The organism is Acetobacter okinawensis JCM 25146, from assembly GCF_000613865.1.
Taxonomy (GTDB): Bacteria; Pseudomonadota; Alphaproteobacteria; order Acetobacterales; family Acetobacteraceae; genus Acetobacter; species Acetobacter okinawensis.
Window position 1 is genome coordinate 1 of sequence record NZ_BAJU01000026.1, and the last position, 16,289, is coordinate 16,289.

12 protein-coding genes and 3 pseudogenes are annotated in these 16,289 nt (G+C 55.8%); 8 read left to right on the plus strand and 7 right to left on the minus strand.

The window, feature by feature from the left end:
• Window positions 1–2,488: pseudogene (infB, locus tag JCM25146_RS18850) on the plus strand (translation initiation factor IF-2); the annotation flags it as partial.
• Window positions 2,485–2,949: a 30S ribosome-binding factor RbfA gene (gene rbfA, locus JCM25146_RS10685; RefSeq protein WP_025827883.1), complete on the plus strand. Its 465-nt coding sequence runs from the start codon at window positions 2,485–2,487 to the stop codon at window positions 2,947–2,949. The pseudogene infB and the gene rbfA, both read left to right, overlap by 4 nt.
• A gap of 134 nt (window positions 2,950–3,083) precedes the next feature.
• Here the strand turns inward: rbfA and JCM25146_RS10690 are convergent, their stop codons facing one another.
• Entirely contained in the window at window positions 3,084–3,554 is a 471-nt protein-coding gene (locus JCM25146_RS10690) for an Lrp/AsnC family transcriptional regulator (protein ID WP_025827885.1), read from the minus strand.
• Window positions 3,555–3,683: 129 nt separating this feature from the next.
• Between JCM25146_RS10690 and alr the strand changes: the two genes are divergently transcribed.
• The 3 genes and pseudogenes from alr to galE all read left to right on the plus strand — a co-directional run bounded on the left by alr (window position 3,684) and on the right by galE (window position 7,256).
• Window positions 3,684–4,829 carry an alanine racemase gene (gene alr, locus JCM25146_RS10695; RefSeq protein WP_025827886.1) on the plus strand — a complete coding sequence of 382 codons (1,146 nt, stop codon included), beginning with the start codon at window positions 3,684–3,686 and terminating at the stop codon, window positions 4,827–4,829.
• Between the two features lie 29 nt (window positions 4,830–4,858).
• Window positions 4,859–6,114 (plus strand): annotated as a pseudogene (locus JCM25146_RS18855) (D-amino acid dehydrogenase).
• Window positions 6,115–6,269: 155 nt separating this feature from the next.
• Complete coding sequence (gene galE, locus JCM25146_RS10705; RefSeq protein WP_025827887.1) at window positions 6,270–7,256, plus strand: UDP-glucose 4-epimerase GalE; 987 nt, start codon at window positions 6,270–6,272, stop codon at window positions 7,254–7,256.
• Window positions 7,257–7,269: 13 nt separating this feature from the next.
• On the opposite strand, the gene JCM25146_RS10710 is transcribed toward galE, so the two are convergent.
• From JCM25146_RS10710 to rfbB, 6 genes and pseudogenes are all read right to left on the minus strand, one after another.
• Window positions 7,270–8,337 (minus strand): hypothetical protein, encoded by a 1,068-nt coding sequence (locus tag JCM25146_RS10710; protein WP_025827888.1) that lies wholly within the window; start codon window positions 8,335–8,337, stop codon window positions 7,270–7,272.
• 282 nt (window positions 8,338–8,619) lie between these two features.
• Window positions 8,620–9,534, minus strand: a complete 915-nt coding sequence (locus tag JCM25146_RS10720; protein ID WP_025827890.1) for a glycosyltransferase family 2 protein — start codon at window positions 9,532–9,534, stop codon at window positions 8,620–8,622.
• Window positions 9,535–9,540: 6 nt separating this feature from the next.
• Entirely contained in the window at window positions 9,541–10,446 is a 906-nt protein-coding gene (gene rfbD, locus JCM25146_RS10725; RefSeq protein ID WP_025827892.1) for a dTDP-4-dehydrorhamnose reductase, read from the minus strand.
• A 131-nt stretch (window positions 10,447–10,577) separates the two neighbouring features.
• Window positions 10,578–11,129: a dTDP-4-dehydrorhamnose 3,5-epimerase gene (gene rfbC / locus JCM25146_RS10730; protein WP_025827894.1), complete on the minus strand. Its 552-nt coding sequence runs from the start codon at window positions 11,127–11,129 to the stop codon at window positions 10,578–10,580.
• Between the two features lie 45 nt (window positions 11,130–11,174).
• Window positions 11,175–12,056 carry a glucose-1-phosphate thymidylyltransferase RfbA gene (rfbA, locus tag JCM25146_RS10735; protein ID WP_148299049.1) on the minus strand — a complete coding sequence of 294 codons (882 nt, stop codon included), beginning with the start codon at window positions 12,054–12,056 and terminating at the stop codon, window positions 11,175–11,177.
• A 26-nt stretch (window positions 12,057–12,082) separates the two neighbouring features.
• Window positions 12,083–13,142: pseudogene (rfbB, locus tag JCM25146_RS18860) on the minus strand (dTDP-glucose 4,6-dehydratase).
• Between the two features lie 466 nt (window positions 13,143–13,608).
• Between rfbB and rfbF the strand changes: the two are divergent.
• The 3 genes from rfbF (at window position 13,609) to JCM25146_RS10760 (ending at window position 16,259) form a co-directional block, all read left to right on the plus strand.
• A complete protein-coding gene (rfbF, locus tag JCM25146_RS10750) occupies window positions 13,609–14,376 on the plus strand; it encodes a glucose-1-phosphate cytidylyltransferase (RefSeq protein ID WP_025827897.1) in 768 nt (255 codons plus the stop codon).
• A gap of 88 nt (window positions 14,377–14,464) precedes the next feature.
• Complete coding sequence (gene rfbG / locus JCM25146_RS18865) at window positions 14,465–15,436, plus strand: CDP-glucose 4,6-dehydratase (RefSeq protein ID WP_242401063.1); 972 nt, start codon at window positions 14,465–14,467, stop codon at window positions 15,434–15,436.
• Window positions 15,437–15,449: 13 nt separating this feature from the next.
• Window positions 15,450–16,259, plus strand: coding sequence for an aldolase/citrate lyase family protein (locus JCM25146_RS10760; RefSeq protein ID WP_025827899.1), 810 nt, complete (start codon window positions 15,450–15,452; stop codon window positions 16,257–16,259).
• Window positions 16,260–16,289: the final 30 nt, after the last annotated feature.

The window sequence follows — 16,289 nt, forward strand, 5'->3', positions numbered from 1 at the left end:
GCTCCGGCGGGTCCCGCGCAGGTGGCGGCCGTACCCTGACGGCAGCCGAACTGGCCATGCGCCAGCGCGTGCTTCAGGAACAGAAGAAAGAGGCCGAAGACGCGGAACGGCGTGACGCCGAGCGGCGCGAAGCCGAGAAGATCCGCATTCTTTCCGCCGCTGAAGAAGCGCGCCGGAAGGAAGAAGAGGACAAGCGTCTGGCTGAAGAGCGCGAGGCTGAAGAAGCCGCCGCTGCCGATGCCGAGCGCAAGGCCCGGATTGACGCGATCAAGCCGATCGAGGTCAAAGCACCTGTTGTCTCTGCCGTGCCTATTCCCGGTGAGGTCACGCTGGCTCCTCCGGCCGGGCGTCTGCGCCCGCTGGCCGAGCGCGCCATCATGCCCGCCAAGCCGCTCAAACCTGTGGCTCCGGCCCGTGCGCCTGCCGCTGCTCCCGCAGCGGACAAGGATGTCAGCGCCGCCCAGACCCTGCGTCTGCGCAGTGGTCGTGGCACGGAAGGTGAGGAAGAGCAGCGCCGTGGCCCCGCCCGTAACAAGGCCGTGCCGCCGCGTAAGAACAGCAGCGGCCGTAAGGGTGATACCGGTGGTGGTCGCCGCGCAGGTCGTATTGACGTGCAGGCCGCGATCGAGGGGGATGACGACAAGACCCGCTCGCTCGCATCCGTACGTCGCCAGCGTGAGCGTGAGCGCCGTCAGGCCGAACTGGAGCGTCTGCGCTCCGATCAGGTCAAGGTCGTGCGTGACGTGATCCTGCCCGAAACAATTACGGTGCAGGAACTGGCCAACCGTATGGCAGCCCGTCAGGGTGAGGTGATCAAGCGCTCATGAAAATGGGTGTCATGGCAACCGTGACCCAGAGCATTGATGCCGATACGGCGGAACTGGTGGTGGAAGAATTCGGCCACCGCGTACGCCGCGTTTCCGAAGCGGATGTGGAGCTGGGGATCGAGGGCGTGGAAGACACGACCGAAGATATGCAGCCCCGTCCGCCTGTGGTCACGATCATGGGTCACGTTGACCACGGCAAGACCTCGCTTCTGGATGCACTGCGCACCACGGACGTGGCAGCGGGTGAAGCCGGTGGCATTACGCAGCACATTGGTGCGTATCAGGTCACGCTGGAATCGGGTGCGAAGATCACCTTCCTCGACACCCCCGGACATGAGGCCTTTACGGCCATGCGTGCCCGTGGTGCGTCCATTACGGACGTGGTCGTGCTGGTTGTGGCAGCAGATGACGGCGTGATGCCGCAGACGATCGAGGCGATCAAACACGCCAAGGCCGCCAACGTGCCCATGATCATTGCCATCAACAAGATGGACAAGCCGGGTGCCAAGCCCGATCGTGTTCGTCAGGACCTGTTGCAGCACGAGATCGTGGTCGAATCCATGGGTGGTGACGTGATGGACATTGAGGTGTCCGCACGTCAGCGCATGGGGCTGGACAAGCTTGAGGAAGGTATTTTGCTTCAGGCAGAAATTCTGGAGCTTCAGGCCAACCCCGACCGTGCGGCTGAAGGTGCCGTGATCGAAAGCCGTCTGGACCGTGGTCGCGGTTCCGTGGCGTCTGTACTGGTGCAGAAGGGTACCTTGCGCAAGGGTGACATTGTGGTCGCCGGTGCTGAATGGGGCCGTGTGCGTGCTCTGGTTGATGACCGTGGCCGTCAGGTCGAGGTTGCTGGCCCGTCCATGCCGGTGGAAATTCTGGGTCTGTCCGGGGTTCCCGCTGCTGGTGCACCGTTTGTGGTCGTGGAAAACGAAAACCGTGCGCGTGAAATTTCCGAGTTCCGCCAGCGTAAGCTGAAGGAACATCAGGTTGCCGGGCAGGCTGCGGCCCGCGGCACACTTGACCAGATGCTGGCCCGCATTCAGGCCGGTGTGCAGAAGGAAGTTTCCGTCCTTATCAAGGCGGACGTGCAGGGCTCGGCAGAAGCACTCCAGACCACTGTGCTCAAGCTGGCTAACGAGGAAGTGGGCGTGCGCGTCCTCAACGCCTCGGTCGGCCAGATCACGGAAAGTGACGTGCAGCTTGCCAAGGCATCGGATGCGGTCATTGTCGCATTCAACGTGCGTGCTACCACTCAGGCGCGGCTTCTGGCCCAGCGTGAGGGTGTGGACATCCACTACTACTCCATCATCTATCAGGTGGCGGATGACGTGGAACTGCTCGTACGTGGCAAGATGGCGCCCAAGCACCGCGAAAAGTTCCTTGGCTACGCCGAAATCCGCAAGGTTTTCGAAATCAGCAAGGTTGGCAAGGTCGCCGGTTGCTTTGTGACCGATGGTGTCGTCAAGCGTGGCTGTGGCGTGCGTCTGCTGCGTGATGGTGTGGTGATCCATGAAGGTGATCTGAGCCAGCTCAAGCGCTTCAAGGATGACCAGAAGGAAGTGACCAAAGGTTACGAATGTGGTCTGTCCTTTGCAGGCTACAACGACCTGCGTGAAGGCGATGTGGTGGAATGCTTTGAAAGCGAGTTAATTCCAGCATGAGTCGTCGCCACGGATCAGGCAGTAAAACAGGGGGACCGGCGGACTATCTCGCCGGTCTTTCCTCATCTGGCCCATCGCAGCGGCAGTTGCGGGTAGGGGAGGAAGTGCGGCGCGTTCTGGCTGAGCTGTTCGCACGTACCACATTCCGCGACCCCGATTTGTCCGATGTCGCCATTACAGTGACCGAGGTGCGGCTTGCACCCGACTTCAAACATGCCACCGTGTTTGTTACCCGGCTTGGCCGCAGCGATGTTGCAGCTCTTCTGCCTGGTCTCAAGCGGGTTGCTCCATGGCTGCGTACACAGCTTGCCCACAAGCTGACCGTGCGCACGGTGCCCGAGCTGCACTTCCAGCCCGATACCGCGCTGGATACCGCCATGCATGTGGATTCGCTCCTGCGCCTGCCCGAAGTCCAGCGTGACCTTGGCAGTGCGGACAAGGACCAGCCGGAGGAAGACTAAGCCTGTCCGCCACGTGCACGGGGTGGTTCCGATCAAAGGAGCCTGTCGTGGGTCGGTGGTGCAGAATAGGTCCGGGTTGAACCTGCATTATGTAAGAACCTGTTGGGGTGTGACCCTGACAGGTTTTTTTGTGCCTAAGAGTGCAGGTTGCCAGTCACTCCTTTTTCCTGCTGCACAATGGGCCGAATGGCAAAGTTGCTTTGAATGCGCACCACGCCGGGCAGGCGGGAGAGTTCCTCCTTGTGGATGCGTTCGTAATCCTGCATGTCGCGCGCTTCTACCCGGAGCAGGTAGTCGGCATCTCCCGTCATCAGGTAACATTCCTTTACATCCGGGCATTCGCGGATACGGCTTTCAAAGCGGCGCAGACATTCCTCGGTCTGGCGTTCAAGGGTGATCTGCACAATCACTGTGGCCACGGGTGGTGCATTGCGGCGGGCAATAATAGCCTGATACCCGCGTATAACTCCCTCTTTTTCCAGCATTTTAACGCGCCTGAGGCAGGCAGATGGCGAAAGCCCGATGCGGGCTGCCAGGTCCGCATTGCTCAGGCGGCCATCATGGCGCAGATGGCGGAGTATGGCGTCGTTCAGGCGATCTGGCATGATCTGTCTTTTTCTACTTTTAAGCGCAATATTATGCGAAAATAAAAAGAATACGCTCCAACCATGCCGCATTATGGCGGGATATGCCATAAAGACTGCGGTAAAATTTTGCTACCGTAACAGACACGGATGTTCGCTGTGACCCAGGCTCCCAATTCCATCCATACAGGTTGGCCCGCATACCGTGCCGGAGCGGTTCTGAGCGTTCATCTGGACGCGGTGGTGCATAACTATCGCCTGTTGAAGGCCCGCGCACCCCATGCGGTCTGTGCCGCTGTGGTCAAGGCCGATGCCTATGGTCTGGGCGCGGCACAGGTTGCTCCTGCGCTGGTTGGGGCCGGGGCCACACAGTTTTTTGTCGCGCATGTGGATGAAGGTCTGGCCCTGCGCCCGCATGTGGGGGCACAGGTCGGTATTACCGTGCTGCACGGCCCCCGGCCCGATGCGGTGGAGGCCTGCCTGGCGCACGGGTTGCGTCCTGTGCTCAACAGCATGGAGCAGATTGGCTGGGTCCGTGCTGTTGCACGCCAGCGTCAACAGCAACTGGGGGTTGTGCTGCAACTGGATACGGGCATGTCCCGCTTTGGTCTTTCCGCCGATGATGTGCGCCAGATTGCTGCTGACCCCACTTTGCTGGATGGGCTGAAGGTGGAACTGGTCATGAGCCATCTGGCTTGTGCGGATGAGCCAGCAAACCCTGCCAATGCCGCGCAGGCAGCCCGACTGGTGGAGTATGCGGCGGTACTGCCTGTGCGTGCGCCACTTAGCCTTGCCGCATCCTCGGGTGTGTTCTTGGGGCCGGATTATCATTTTGACCTCGTGCGCCCCGGGGCTGCCCTGTACGGCGTGGCACCGCACCCCGGCGCACCCAACCCTTTGCGCGCGGTAGTGAGCCTTAAGGCTCATGTGTTGCAGACCCGTACCCTCAGCCGGGGAGACCGCGTGGGTTACGGGCTGACATGGAAGGCCGAAGGGCCATGCCGTGTGGCGACCATAGCCGTAGGGTATGCGGATGGGTTTATTCGTGCCCGTGCCAACGGGTCTGCATGGTATGGCGGGCAGGCCCTGCCCATACTGGGTCGTATTTCCATGGATTCCATGACCGTGGATATTTCCGCCATACCCGAAGGCCAGTTGGAAGCCGATGGCATGGTAGAGCTTTTGAACGACACATACGGGGTGGACGATGTGGCACGCGCCGAAGGGACAATCGGCTACGAGGTGCTGACATCGCTTGGGCATCGTTATCATCGCAATTATGAGCACGCTGCCTGAGGGCAGAGCAGCAGGGAAAGAGTGAGATCATGAAGGTTCTTGTTCTGGGCAGTGGCGTTGTGGGTGTAACAACTGCGTGGTATCTGGCGCAGGCAGGGCATGAGGTTACGGTTGTGGACCGCCAGCCCGGCGCAGGGCTGGAGACCAGCTTTGCCAATGCAGGGCAGGTCTCGCCCGGGTATTCCGCCCCATGGGCCGGGCCGGGTATTCCGCTCAAAGCTGCCAAATGGCTGTTAATGAAGTATCGCCCCTTTGTTTTCTGGCCCATGCCCGACCCGCATCTGTGGAGCTGGCTGGTGCAGATGCTGGAGAACTGCAATACCCCTGCCTATGACCGTAACAAGGGCCGCATGGTGCGGCTGGCCGAATACAGCCGTGACGTGATGTGCGACCTGCGCCACCAGACCGGCATACAGTATGATGACCGGCAGCAGGGCACGTTGCAGGTGTTCCGCACCCAAAAGCAGATGGACGGCATTGCGCAGGATATTGCCGTGCTCAAGCAGTACAACGTGCCATACGAAGTGCTGAATACGACCCAGTGTGTACAGGCCGAACCGGGACTGGCCCCTTCGGCGGACAAAATTGTAGGGGGGCTGCGCCTGCCGGGAGATGAGACAGGGGATGCCTTCAAGTTCTCCCAGCGTCTGGCGGATATGGCGGCTGCTGCGGGTGTCACCTTTTTGTACAGCACCGATATCCGTAAAATCCGTACCGAGGGAGGGCGCGTCAGCGGGGTGGAAACATCACGCGGGGTGCTCAGCGCAGACAGCTACGTGCTCTCGCTGGGCAGTTTTTCTCCGGCTCTTGTGCGGCCTCTGGGGCTGAACCTGCCGATCTACCCGGTCAAGGGGTACTCGCTTACGGCGGATATTACTGATGCGGCCCGCGCCCCGGTTTCCACTATTATGGATGAGACCTTTAAAATTGGTATTACCCGGCTGGGTGATCGTGTGCGTATTGGCGGCACGGCGGAACTGGCGGGTTTTAGCACCCGCCTGCGTGCCCCCCGCCGCGCTACGTTGGAACATTCGGTCACCGATCTGTTCCCCAACTGCTGCAACGTGCCTGCTGCGCAGTTCTGGACCGGTCTGCGCCCCATGACACCCGATGGTACACCCATTATTGGCCGCACCGGGCTGGACAATTTGTACACCAATACCGGGCACGGCACCTTGGCTGGACTATGGCGTGCGGGTCTGCCCGTGTGCTGGCCGACATCATGTCCAACCGCAAGCCCGACATTGCGTATGAGGACCTGAACCTGTTCCGCTACCGGTCGTAAGTTCTGATAAAACAGCGCCATAAAAGGTCATGTTCCCAAAAATGGGCGCGTGACCCCATGCCTTGCTGATCCGGCTTTGTGACGATATGAGCGTGTGGAATGTATGAGAAAACAAGCTCGTTGTGGTCATAATGGGCGTGTAAAGGGGGTAGGGTGTGCGGTATCTGGTAACCGGTGGCGCAGGGTTTGTGGGAAGTCATACCGTTCTGGCCTTGCTGGATGCCGGTCATGAGGTCGCGGTGCTGGATAATTTCAGCACGGGGCACCGTGCTGCCGTACCCCCCGGTGTACAGGTTTACGAAGTGGACCTGCTGGACAGGGAAGCAACCACAGCAGTTATCGCCGGTGCGCGCTGGGATGGTGTGTTGCACTTTGCGGCGTTATCGCTTGTTGGGGCCAGTATTGCGGAACCGTTTTATTATCTGCGGCAGAATTACCTGACTGGTCTTAACCTTGTGCAGGCCTGTGCCGAACAGGGCGTGAAAAAATTCGTCTTTTCTTCCACGGCAGCCTTGTTTGGGGGGCCGGAACGCCCGGACCCGATCCCAGAAACAGCCGTGATCCAGCCTGGTTCCCCGTATGGGGAAAGCAAGTTCCTGATTGAACGGGCACTGCGCTGGGCAGATAGCCTGTATGGCGTGAAAAGTGCTTGCCTACGCTATTTTAACGCAGCCGGGGCAGACCCACTTGGTCGCGCGGGGGAAGACCACCGCCCCGAAACACATCTTATTCCCCTGACAATTGATGCTGCCTTGGGGCGCCGTCCTGCGCTGAAGCTGTTCGGGACGGATTATCCAACGCGCGATGGTTCCTGCATCCGTGATTATATCCACGTAACAGATCTGGCGGATGCCCATGTAAGGGTTCTGGACCATATTGAAGAACGCAGCGTTGTGTATAACCTTGGTAACGGACAGGGTTTTTCCAACATGGATGTCATTCAGAGTGTGGAACGCGTAAGTGGCTTGTCCGTGCCATGGGAAGCCGCCGAACGCAGGGTAGGGGACCCTGCAATTCTGGTGGCTGACTCAACAACCCTGCGCCAGCAGACAGGCTGGTCACCGCGCTGGAGCGCACTGGATACGATTGTTGAGACAGCGTTCCAGTGGCGTAAAAATCACCCGGGCGGGTATGCGGCCTGATTGGGCGGTCTATTTACTTCCATATTTTGCGGATGAAGCGGCGCAGGCGCACCAGCATGGGGTAGCGCCGCAGGTGCTGGCGTGCAGCCCTGAACACAATATTGGGTATATCCTTGATATCCGCACTGGGGCTGGGGACCAAAAACTTCAAGGTCACTTTGTGTGTGTAGGGGAGCTCCGCAGCTTTGGCTTGTGAAGCTGCGCGAAAAGCATCCAACTGGACAAAGAATTTATCAACCAGACGCTGATAGTTCAGCTGTCCTTGCGGTACGGTCTGCCGTGCCCGCTCAATTTCGGCCGGGTCATTGCCCCAGGCAAAGCCGTCCCATCCGAGTTCGTTCAGCGCTATAGGCTCATCCAGCCATGTGTTGGGCATAAAGACAGCCGGGCAGCCGCACAATACGGCTTCTGTAGCAAGTGCCGTGTTTTCAAAAACATAGAGTGCTTCAACAGAACGCAGGATCTGCGCAATTTCTTCGGGGGTTTGTGAGTTGGGCAGATCGCGCGTGATTTCAATGGCATCAGGGGGGATACCAAAAACCTTGCCGTCATGCACGACCTTATACTTCATTGCATAAAAGGCCGAGCCTTTGCGGGGCTGGGGTGTTTTGCCAGGGTTGAACACACTTTCATTAATGACGGGTATATGTAGTACAGGCACATGCTCACCGACAGAATTAGATAGTGTTTTGGAAAAACCAATGAGCATTTCGCTTGCCGGGTAGCTGTTGTTCCCCCCCAGAAGACCGGGGAAATTGAGCAGCCAGCGCACAACGCAGTCTGCCTCCAGCGGGTTGCCAGCGACGACCTCGGGGTAAATGACAATGGGCTGCAAACCCTGCTGGTAATGATAGTCTACAATCTCGGGTGTCAGGATTGGGGTCTGTAGATCAAAGCTGACGTTGGGGCCAAGCTCAACGTATTGCAAGGCCATAAAGGCCCGTTCCCCCTTGAGGTTCAGCCAGTGGCACAGGAGGTGAAGAGCACGAATGCCAGCTGAAGTGCCAATATAGCGGGGTGCGACGATATAGTAAGGAGCGCGCTCCACACGCGGGTTGATCGGGGTAGGCACTGATGTCATTTTTGTCTCTTGATATGCCGTCAATACATGACGTTCTTTATACAGCTGAATGCTTTTAAAGGTAACATAATGAATGGGAAATATTGTGCATTGTTAGATTTTTTGGAGAAGGAAGCGATGTTGAAGAAGGTTGTTGTGAGACAGGTAGAGCATTGAAAATAATGCTTTTTTATACCAAATATAGAATGATTATAGTGATTGAATCTTATGGAGATGGGTATATTCTGCATCAAAAGTAGGAATGAAAAATTCCATAACGAAAATTATTAATTACGGTTTTTTTTATACGTTGTCAGCGCGTTCTATCGGCCAGACCACCGGCCAGCATGATTGCATGCACCATCCCTGAACCCGCATATCATCAGATACAGTCTTTTTTTTACGCTCGTTCAGAAAGACTGAAAAAATGACAAAAAAGAGAAAAGACCGGACAAAGAGGTGTTTCCTCCACCGGGGGTTCATGTTTTTTCTCTTGGCCAGAAGCACACTGTTCCTGATCAGGTAATAATCGCGGATCGGTGTATGGACCGAAATACTTCGCCCCAGTATTTTAATTTTTTCATCACCAATGGTGTGCGCCATTGCACACTCATTAACCTGAAAATTGCTGTATCCCCGGCTGCGGGCCCTAAGACCCCATTCTATATCCACAAGGTCAATAAACAGGCTTGAATCCATCAGGCCAACAGCAGAAAACACAGGAACATGGAACAAAGAACCTGAGGAAATCGCAAAATCTACAGGCTCAATCCGTTGCGACGTATCAGTTGCAAGTCTTTCTACCTTTGAACCTGTATCCCGCCATATAAAATTCAGCTGGTGACTATTTGTATCACGATAGGCACAGGCTATAGCACCGACAGACACACCATCGGTTACAAGCTGTTGGTGATGATGCAGGAGTGTTTTTACTGTATCGGGAGCAAATATGCTGTCCTGATCCATTAAAAATACATAATCAGCATGGTGCTTGATGGAAAATTTTATACCAACATTCTGGGCGTAGGCGATGCCCATATTGTCTGGAAGTTTTTCAAGAACACTATTTTCGGCCGCAAGGTCAAACATATCAATGTTGCCCGACCCATTATCCACCACAACAAGCTGATCCACCTGATGTAGAATGGAGTTGATGGCTGCCTGAAGTTTTTCAATATCCGGATTATAGGTTACCAGAACGGCAAAAGTTTTTGTCATATCAGGCTATTTTTCTGTCACTGCATAGGCACTATCCACGGCCCGTCGCACGCTATCTTCCCATTCTGGCATGACCACACCAAACACACGTGCAAGCTTGGTGTTGTCCATACGGGAGTCAACCGGACGACGCGCAGGTGTTGGCCAGTCTTTTGTCTGGATCGGCCTGACTTCCGGTACACTCAGGCCATATCTTGCAGCATTTTTAAAAATTTCTATCGCCAAGCTATACCAGGTCGCCTGGCCGGTACCACACGCATGATAAATGCCTGCAAACTCATCTTTCCAGCCGTTTTCGTGCAATATTCTTACAACAGATAAAATGGCCTGAGCCAGGTCATCCGCACTTGTGGGATTTCCCCTCTGGTCTGCCACAACTTTAAGAACAGAGTTTCTGGCAGCTGCATTCAGCATCGTGCATAAAAAATTCTTACCCTGCGGGGAGTAAACCCAGGATGTCCTGAAGATCAGACTTTGCGGGTTCGCGGCCAATACCCGCACTTCGCCCTCAGCTTTGGTTCTGCCATAAACAGTTTGGGGAGAAACGGCATCTGTCTCCACATAAGGTGCCCCCTTATCCCCAGAAAAAACATAGTCTGTTGAAATATGAATAAAGGGAATATTCCGCAGGGCGCAAAGCCGGGCCAACTCGCTCGACCCTTGCGTATTGGCGCGCGCTGCTGCCTCTGGCTCACTCTCGGCCAGATCTACTGCAGACCACGCTGCAGCGTTGATAACCACAGCCGGTTGAACGGAATCCAGCACAGCACGTAGTGTTTCAGGCCGATCAAAGTCAAAGTCTGGACGGCCAACGCATTTGACAGCCGCTCCACCAAGGCGCGCCAGAGATGTTGCCAGTTGCCCTTTGCTGCCTGTCACCAAAACCGGGTTATTCTGTCTGGTGTTATGCATCAAAGGTTTTTCCCATATTTTCTGGCATCGTCACATGCTCTACAAAACTGGCAGACAATGTACGTATCCTGCATACCCGTGCCAGAATGCCAGTTTTGCCTTGCTTTGCCCATCAGAACAGTTTTCTGCCGTTAAAACCAGCTACGGGCAGCCGAGAATTCCGGGGCGTTCATGTCTTTTTCTGACAAAACAGCGTCTTCAGCACTTAGTGGCCACTCAATGCGCAATGCAGCGCTATTCCAGATCACTGAGCGTTCGGATTCTTTATGATACAGGGCTGTACATTTGTATTGCACTTCTGCATTTTCAGTCAGAGTACAAAATCCGTGCAAAAAGCCGGGGGGTATCCACAACTGTGCCCAATTCTGCTCCGAAAGTTCGGCTGCCACCCATTGACCGTAAGTTGGAGAGCCGGACCGGATATCCACTGCCACATCCCATATGGCCCCCTTGCTGCACCGCACCAGTTTACCCTGAGCGTGTGGCGCAAGCTGGCAATGCAGCCCTCTCACAACCCCTTTCTGGCAGGACAGGCTCTGATTATCCTGCACAAAAGGTTCCGTAATGCCGGCCTCACGCATGCGTTCTATATTGTAAGTTTCTGAAAAAAAACCCCGATCATCTGCAAAACGGGCAGGTGTAACCAGAATGATGTCGGGAATAGCAAGACGCTCAACACGCATGAAAGCAGACACTCCTGTTTGACAGAACCTTGAACAGTACCCCGGTCAAATATCCGGGGTACCTGCTTCGGCAACCTGCATAAGGAGTTGCCCCAGTTCCGTCTTGATCATGGTCTGGGCATACATGCGCAACTGCTGCCCATCAATAAAGCCCATACGGTAAGCGACCTCTGCCGGAGAGCCGACCAGCATGCCCTGACGCACCTGAATGGTATGCACAAACTGCCCGGCCTCCAGCAGACTATCTGGCACACCCGCATCCAGCCATGCGCACCCACGCCCCAGACGGTGAACGTGCAGATTGCCCTCTTCCAGATAAAACCGGTTGATATCCGTGATCTCCAACTCGCTCCGAGCCGAAGGGGAGAGGCGCTTTGCAAACTCAAGCACCCGATGGTCGTAAAAATAAAGCCCTGTTACAGCCCAATTGGAAGAAGGGGAGGCTGGCTTTTCCACAATACTCAAGGCACGCCCGGTCCGGTCAAACGTGACCACACCATACCGCTCAGGGTCTCTGACCTGATAGGCAAAAACCGTAGCACCAGATGGTCTTTGTGCCGCACCTTGCAGTGCAGAGCTCAACTGCTCGGCAAAAATAAGGTTATCACCGAGCGCCAGCGCGCATGGCGCATTATCCAGCCAGTCTTCTGCAATTAAAAAAGCCTGCGCTATTCCATCGGGAGAGGGTTGTTCCCGATAGTCAAACCGCACCCCGTACTGCGAGCCGTCTCCCAGCAGACGCCTGAACTGTGGAAGGTCAGCAGGTGTGCTGATGATCATGATATCCCGAATACCCGCGAGCATGAGCGTGGAAAGCGGATAATAGATCATCGGCTTGTCATACACAGGCAGCAACTGCTTGCTGGTGGCCAGTGTCATCGGATACAGGCGGGTCCCCGATCCACCGGAGAGCAGAATACCCTTCATGGATACAGGTGGGGTGGGAACTTGTCTCATGATACTGCGGCACCCAAACGTTGGCCTGCATAGCTGCGGGCACGAATCCCTTCCCACCACGTACGGTTATCAAGATACCATTGCACGGTCTGGCGGATTCCGGTTTCAAAATCATGCCGGGCCTTCCAGCCCAAAGCCTGCTCGGCATGTGCCGGGTCTATCTCGTATCGGAAGTCATGTCCTGGACGATCTGCGACAAAATGAATCAAACGGTCATGCGGTCCCTGCGCGCTGGGGGCCAGCTCATCCAGAACGGCACAGATGGTTCTGACCACGTCAAGGTTGCTGCGGGGCTGCCTGGCGCCTATGGCGTAAGTTTCTCCCGGCACGCCTTTTTCGACGGCCCTGACCAGAGCTTCGGCATGATCTTCTACAAAAAGCCAGTCTCTTACATTACTGCCATCGCCATATACGGGCAGTGCTCTGCCCTCGATGGCGTTGATCGTGATCAGCGGAATCAGCTTTTCGGGGAAATGCCATAAGCCATAGTTATTGGTGGTGTTCGTCACAAAAGTGGGCAGACCATACGTATGATGCCACGCTCGGACCAGATGGTCGGAAGACGCCTTGCTGGCAGAATAAGGGCTGCGCGGGTCATAGGGTGTTGTCTCGGTAAACGGTGGGTCATCAGGGCTCAGGGCCCCAAACACCTCGTCTGTAGAAATATGGTGAAAACGGAAGCTGTCCTTTTCCAGTGGACCGAGCGTCTGCCAGTAGCGGCGGGCGGCCTCCAGCATGGAGTAGGTGCCAACAACATTGGTCTGCACAAATACATCTGGCCCATCTATGGACCGGGTCCACATGGCTCTCGGCGGCCAGATGCATCACCGCATCCGGGCGAAATGTCGCGAACAGGGTGTTCAGGGCAGATGTATCAACAATATTGGTCTGAGAAAAACCGTAGCGCGCATTGTCCACGGTATTTTCCAGCGCATCAGCCGAGGCCGCATAGGTCATGCAATCCACATTCAGCACACTGTGCCCTGTTGCGCGCATAAGATGGCGGATAACAGCCGAGCCAATAAAGCCGCAGCCCCCGGTAAGTAGAATACGCATGATAAATCCGCCAGCACCCTAAAATCGCCTGACCCGGCATAACCGCACCAAACTGACCATAAATCCGTAGTGTAGAATGGACAACAGACAATACATTGCGGTGGGTCGCTCTGACCGGCTCCAGCGGATTCATCAGATACGGCAAGGGTCGGATGATCAGGCATGACCTTGATGATCTGATCTTGATTTTCACCTAATAATATTAAGTGGCGCGTGCAATCTGCCTCTGGCCCAGATTGACACAATCCACCACTAAAAGCTAAGAAACAGAGCTAGAAAATTGGATAACTGCGGCGTTATCCTGCGCTTTGGACTATACTTTGAATCTCTGACAATAAGGCGGCTGGCGGAATGTGGAACTCTGTGTTGGAAACCATTGATTTTGAAATGATTCCAGCAAGCCCGTCCTTTTTCCCGTCATGGAAAAGCGCCTCCCCCAGCATGAACAAGAGCGGAGCATAAACCCATGCAAGCAGTTATTCTTGCAGGTGGTCTGGGTACGCGTATTTCCGAGGAAACCTCAACCCGTCCCAAGCCCATGATCGAGATCGGTGGTAAGCCCATTCTGTGGCACATCATGAAGATCTACGCCCAGCATGGCATAACCGATTTTATTATCTGTTGTGGCTACAAGGGTTACATGATCAAGGAGTATTTTGCCAATTACTTCCTGCACATGGCTGATGTCACAATCGACATGGCCAATAACCAGATGGAGTTCCACCACTCCAAGGCAGAGCCGTGGCGCGTCACACTGGTTGACACGGGTGAGCACACCCGCACAGGCGGGCGTATCAAGCGTGTTGGACATTACCTGACGGGTGACTTCTGCATGACCTATGGCGATGGTGTCTCCAATGTGGATATTACCAAGCTGGTCGCCTCCCATCGTGCGCATGCTAAACTGGCTACGGTAACCGCTGTGCAGCCTCCTGGCCGCTTTGGTTCGCTGCAGATCGAAGGCGAGCAGGTTGTCAGGTTTCTGGAAAAACCAATCGGCGATGGTGCGCGCATCAATGGCGGCTTTTTTGTCCTGTCGCGCGATGTTCTGAACCGGATTGACGCGGACATGACCGACTGGGAACGTGCGCCGCTGGAAGGTCTGGCCTCCGATGGCCAGTTGCACGCCTATAACCACGATGGTTTCTGGCAGCCAATGGACACGCTGCGTGACAAAAACTATCTGGAAGAGCTCTGGTCCACCGGGCAGGCTCCATGGAAAGTCTGGCCGTGATTGACGCAGCATTCTGGCAGGGACGCCGCGTTTTTCTGACAGGTCACACCGGTTCAAAGGTGGCTGGCTGGCCCTGTGGTTACAGACCATGGGAGCAGAAGTAACCGGCTACGCCCTGCCTCCCGCAGATGGCCCGTCTCTTTTCGCCTGCGCAAACATTGCCGACGGGCTGAAAAAATCAGTGCTGGCCGACATCCGGGACTCTGCGGCACTTGCTTCCGCCATGGCGGAAGCTCAGCCAGAAGTTGTGCTGCATCTGGCCGCCCAGCCGCTGGTCCGCCGTTCCTACGTGGACCCGGTGGAGACCTATTCAACCAACGTCATGGGTCTTGTGCATCTGCTGGAAGCTGTACGCAAAACACCCGGCGTCAAGGCCGTAGTCAATGTCACCAGTGACAAATGCTACGAAAACAAGGAATGGGTCTGGGGCTACCGTGAGAGCGACCCTATGGGCGGGCACGACCCCTACTCTAACTCCAAGGGATGTTCGGAGCTTGTGACCTCGGCCTACCGTAACTCCTTTTTCCAGACCCCGGACGGCCCCGCCCTTGCCAGTGCGCGCGCAGGGAATGTGATTGGTGGGGGCGACTGGAGCGCTGACCGGCTTGTACCCGATATTCTGCGCGCCATTGATGAAGGGCGGCCAGTTTCCATCCGAAACCCCGATGCCATCCGCCCCTGGCAGCATGTGCTGGAGCCGCTGGCAGGCTACCTCATGCTGGCCGAAAAACTCGTAACACAAGGCCATGCTTTTGCATCCGGCTGGAATTTTGGCCCCTCCCTGTCGGACACCCAGCCTGTTGAATGGATTGTCCGCAATATCTGTGACCTAGCTGGCAACGGTGCCAGCTGGGTGCTGGATTCCCAAAAAGGCCCGCATGAAGCGCATTTTCTGGCGCTAGAATGCTCCAAGGCTCACCGGGAACTCGGCTGGTCCCCCAGATGGTCCCTACAGACTGCGCTTGAAAAAATCGTTGAATGGCACCACGCCGCTTCTTTGGGCATGAACCTGCGCCAGACAAGCCTGAATCAGATCACGGCTTATCAAAAGCCGCAATAAACAGGGGAATTCCATGAATAAATGTGAAAGAGAAATGCTGGACCTGCTCAAGCGTCTGAGGCAGGATTTCGGTGCCGTTTCCGTCAAGGCCGAGTTCGAGGCCGAAGGCACGCGCACGGACGAACTGCTGCGCCTGATTGATCTGGCACGCCGCAGCGACCTGAAGGTGACACTCAAGGTCAGCGGCTGTGAAGCTGTGCGTGACCTTATTGAATCCAAGCAGTTTGGCGTCGAATACATTATTGCGCCCATGGTTGAAACGCCCTACGCGCTCCAGAAATTCATTCTGGCCAAGAACAAGGTTTACAGCACGGACCAGCAGGAAGACACTGAATTCCTGTTTAATGTTGAAACCATTACGACCTACAACAACCTTCCCCAGATGATGGAAGTCGCCCGCACCCCCAATGGTGTGCAGGGTGCCGTATTTGGTCGGGTGGATTTTTCCGGCTCCATGGGTCTGGCCCGTAACGCCATTGATACAGACCAGATTACCGATTACGTGCGCAAAACAGGTGCAGCCTGCAAGGAAAGCGGCCTTGATCTGGTTGTTGGCGGAGCAGTTGCCATTTCCTCCCTGCCCGAACTGAACAAAATGCGGGATACACACCTGACCCGTTTTGAAACACGTAAGGTGGTTTTTGGTGCAGATTCCGCAACACTGCCCGAAATGGCGCAGGGCTTGCAGAAAACCGTGTATTTTGAACTCCTGTGGCTGCAGAACAAGCGCGATCATTACGAAACAATCCGTGATGAAGATTCCGCACGCATCAAGATGCTCAGCGATCGCTGGGACCAGATCAAGAGTGGTATGCTGGTCTAAGACCGGCACACCCCACAGTCAGGTACGGTA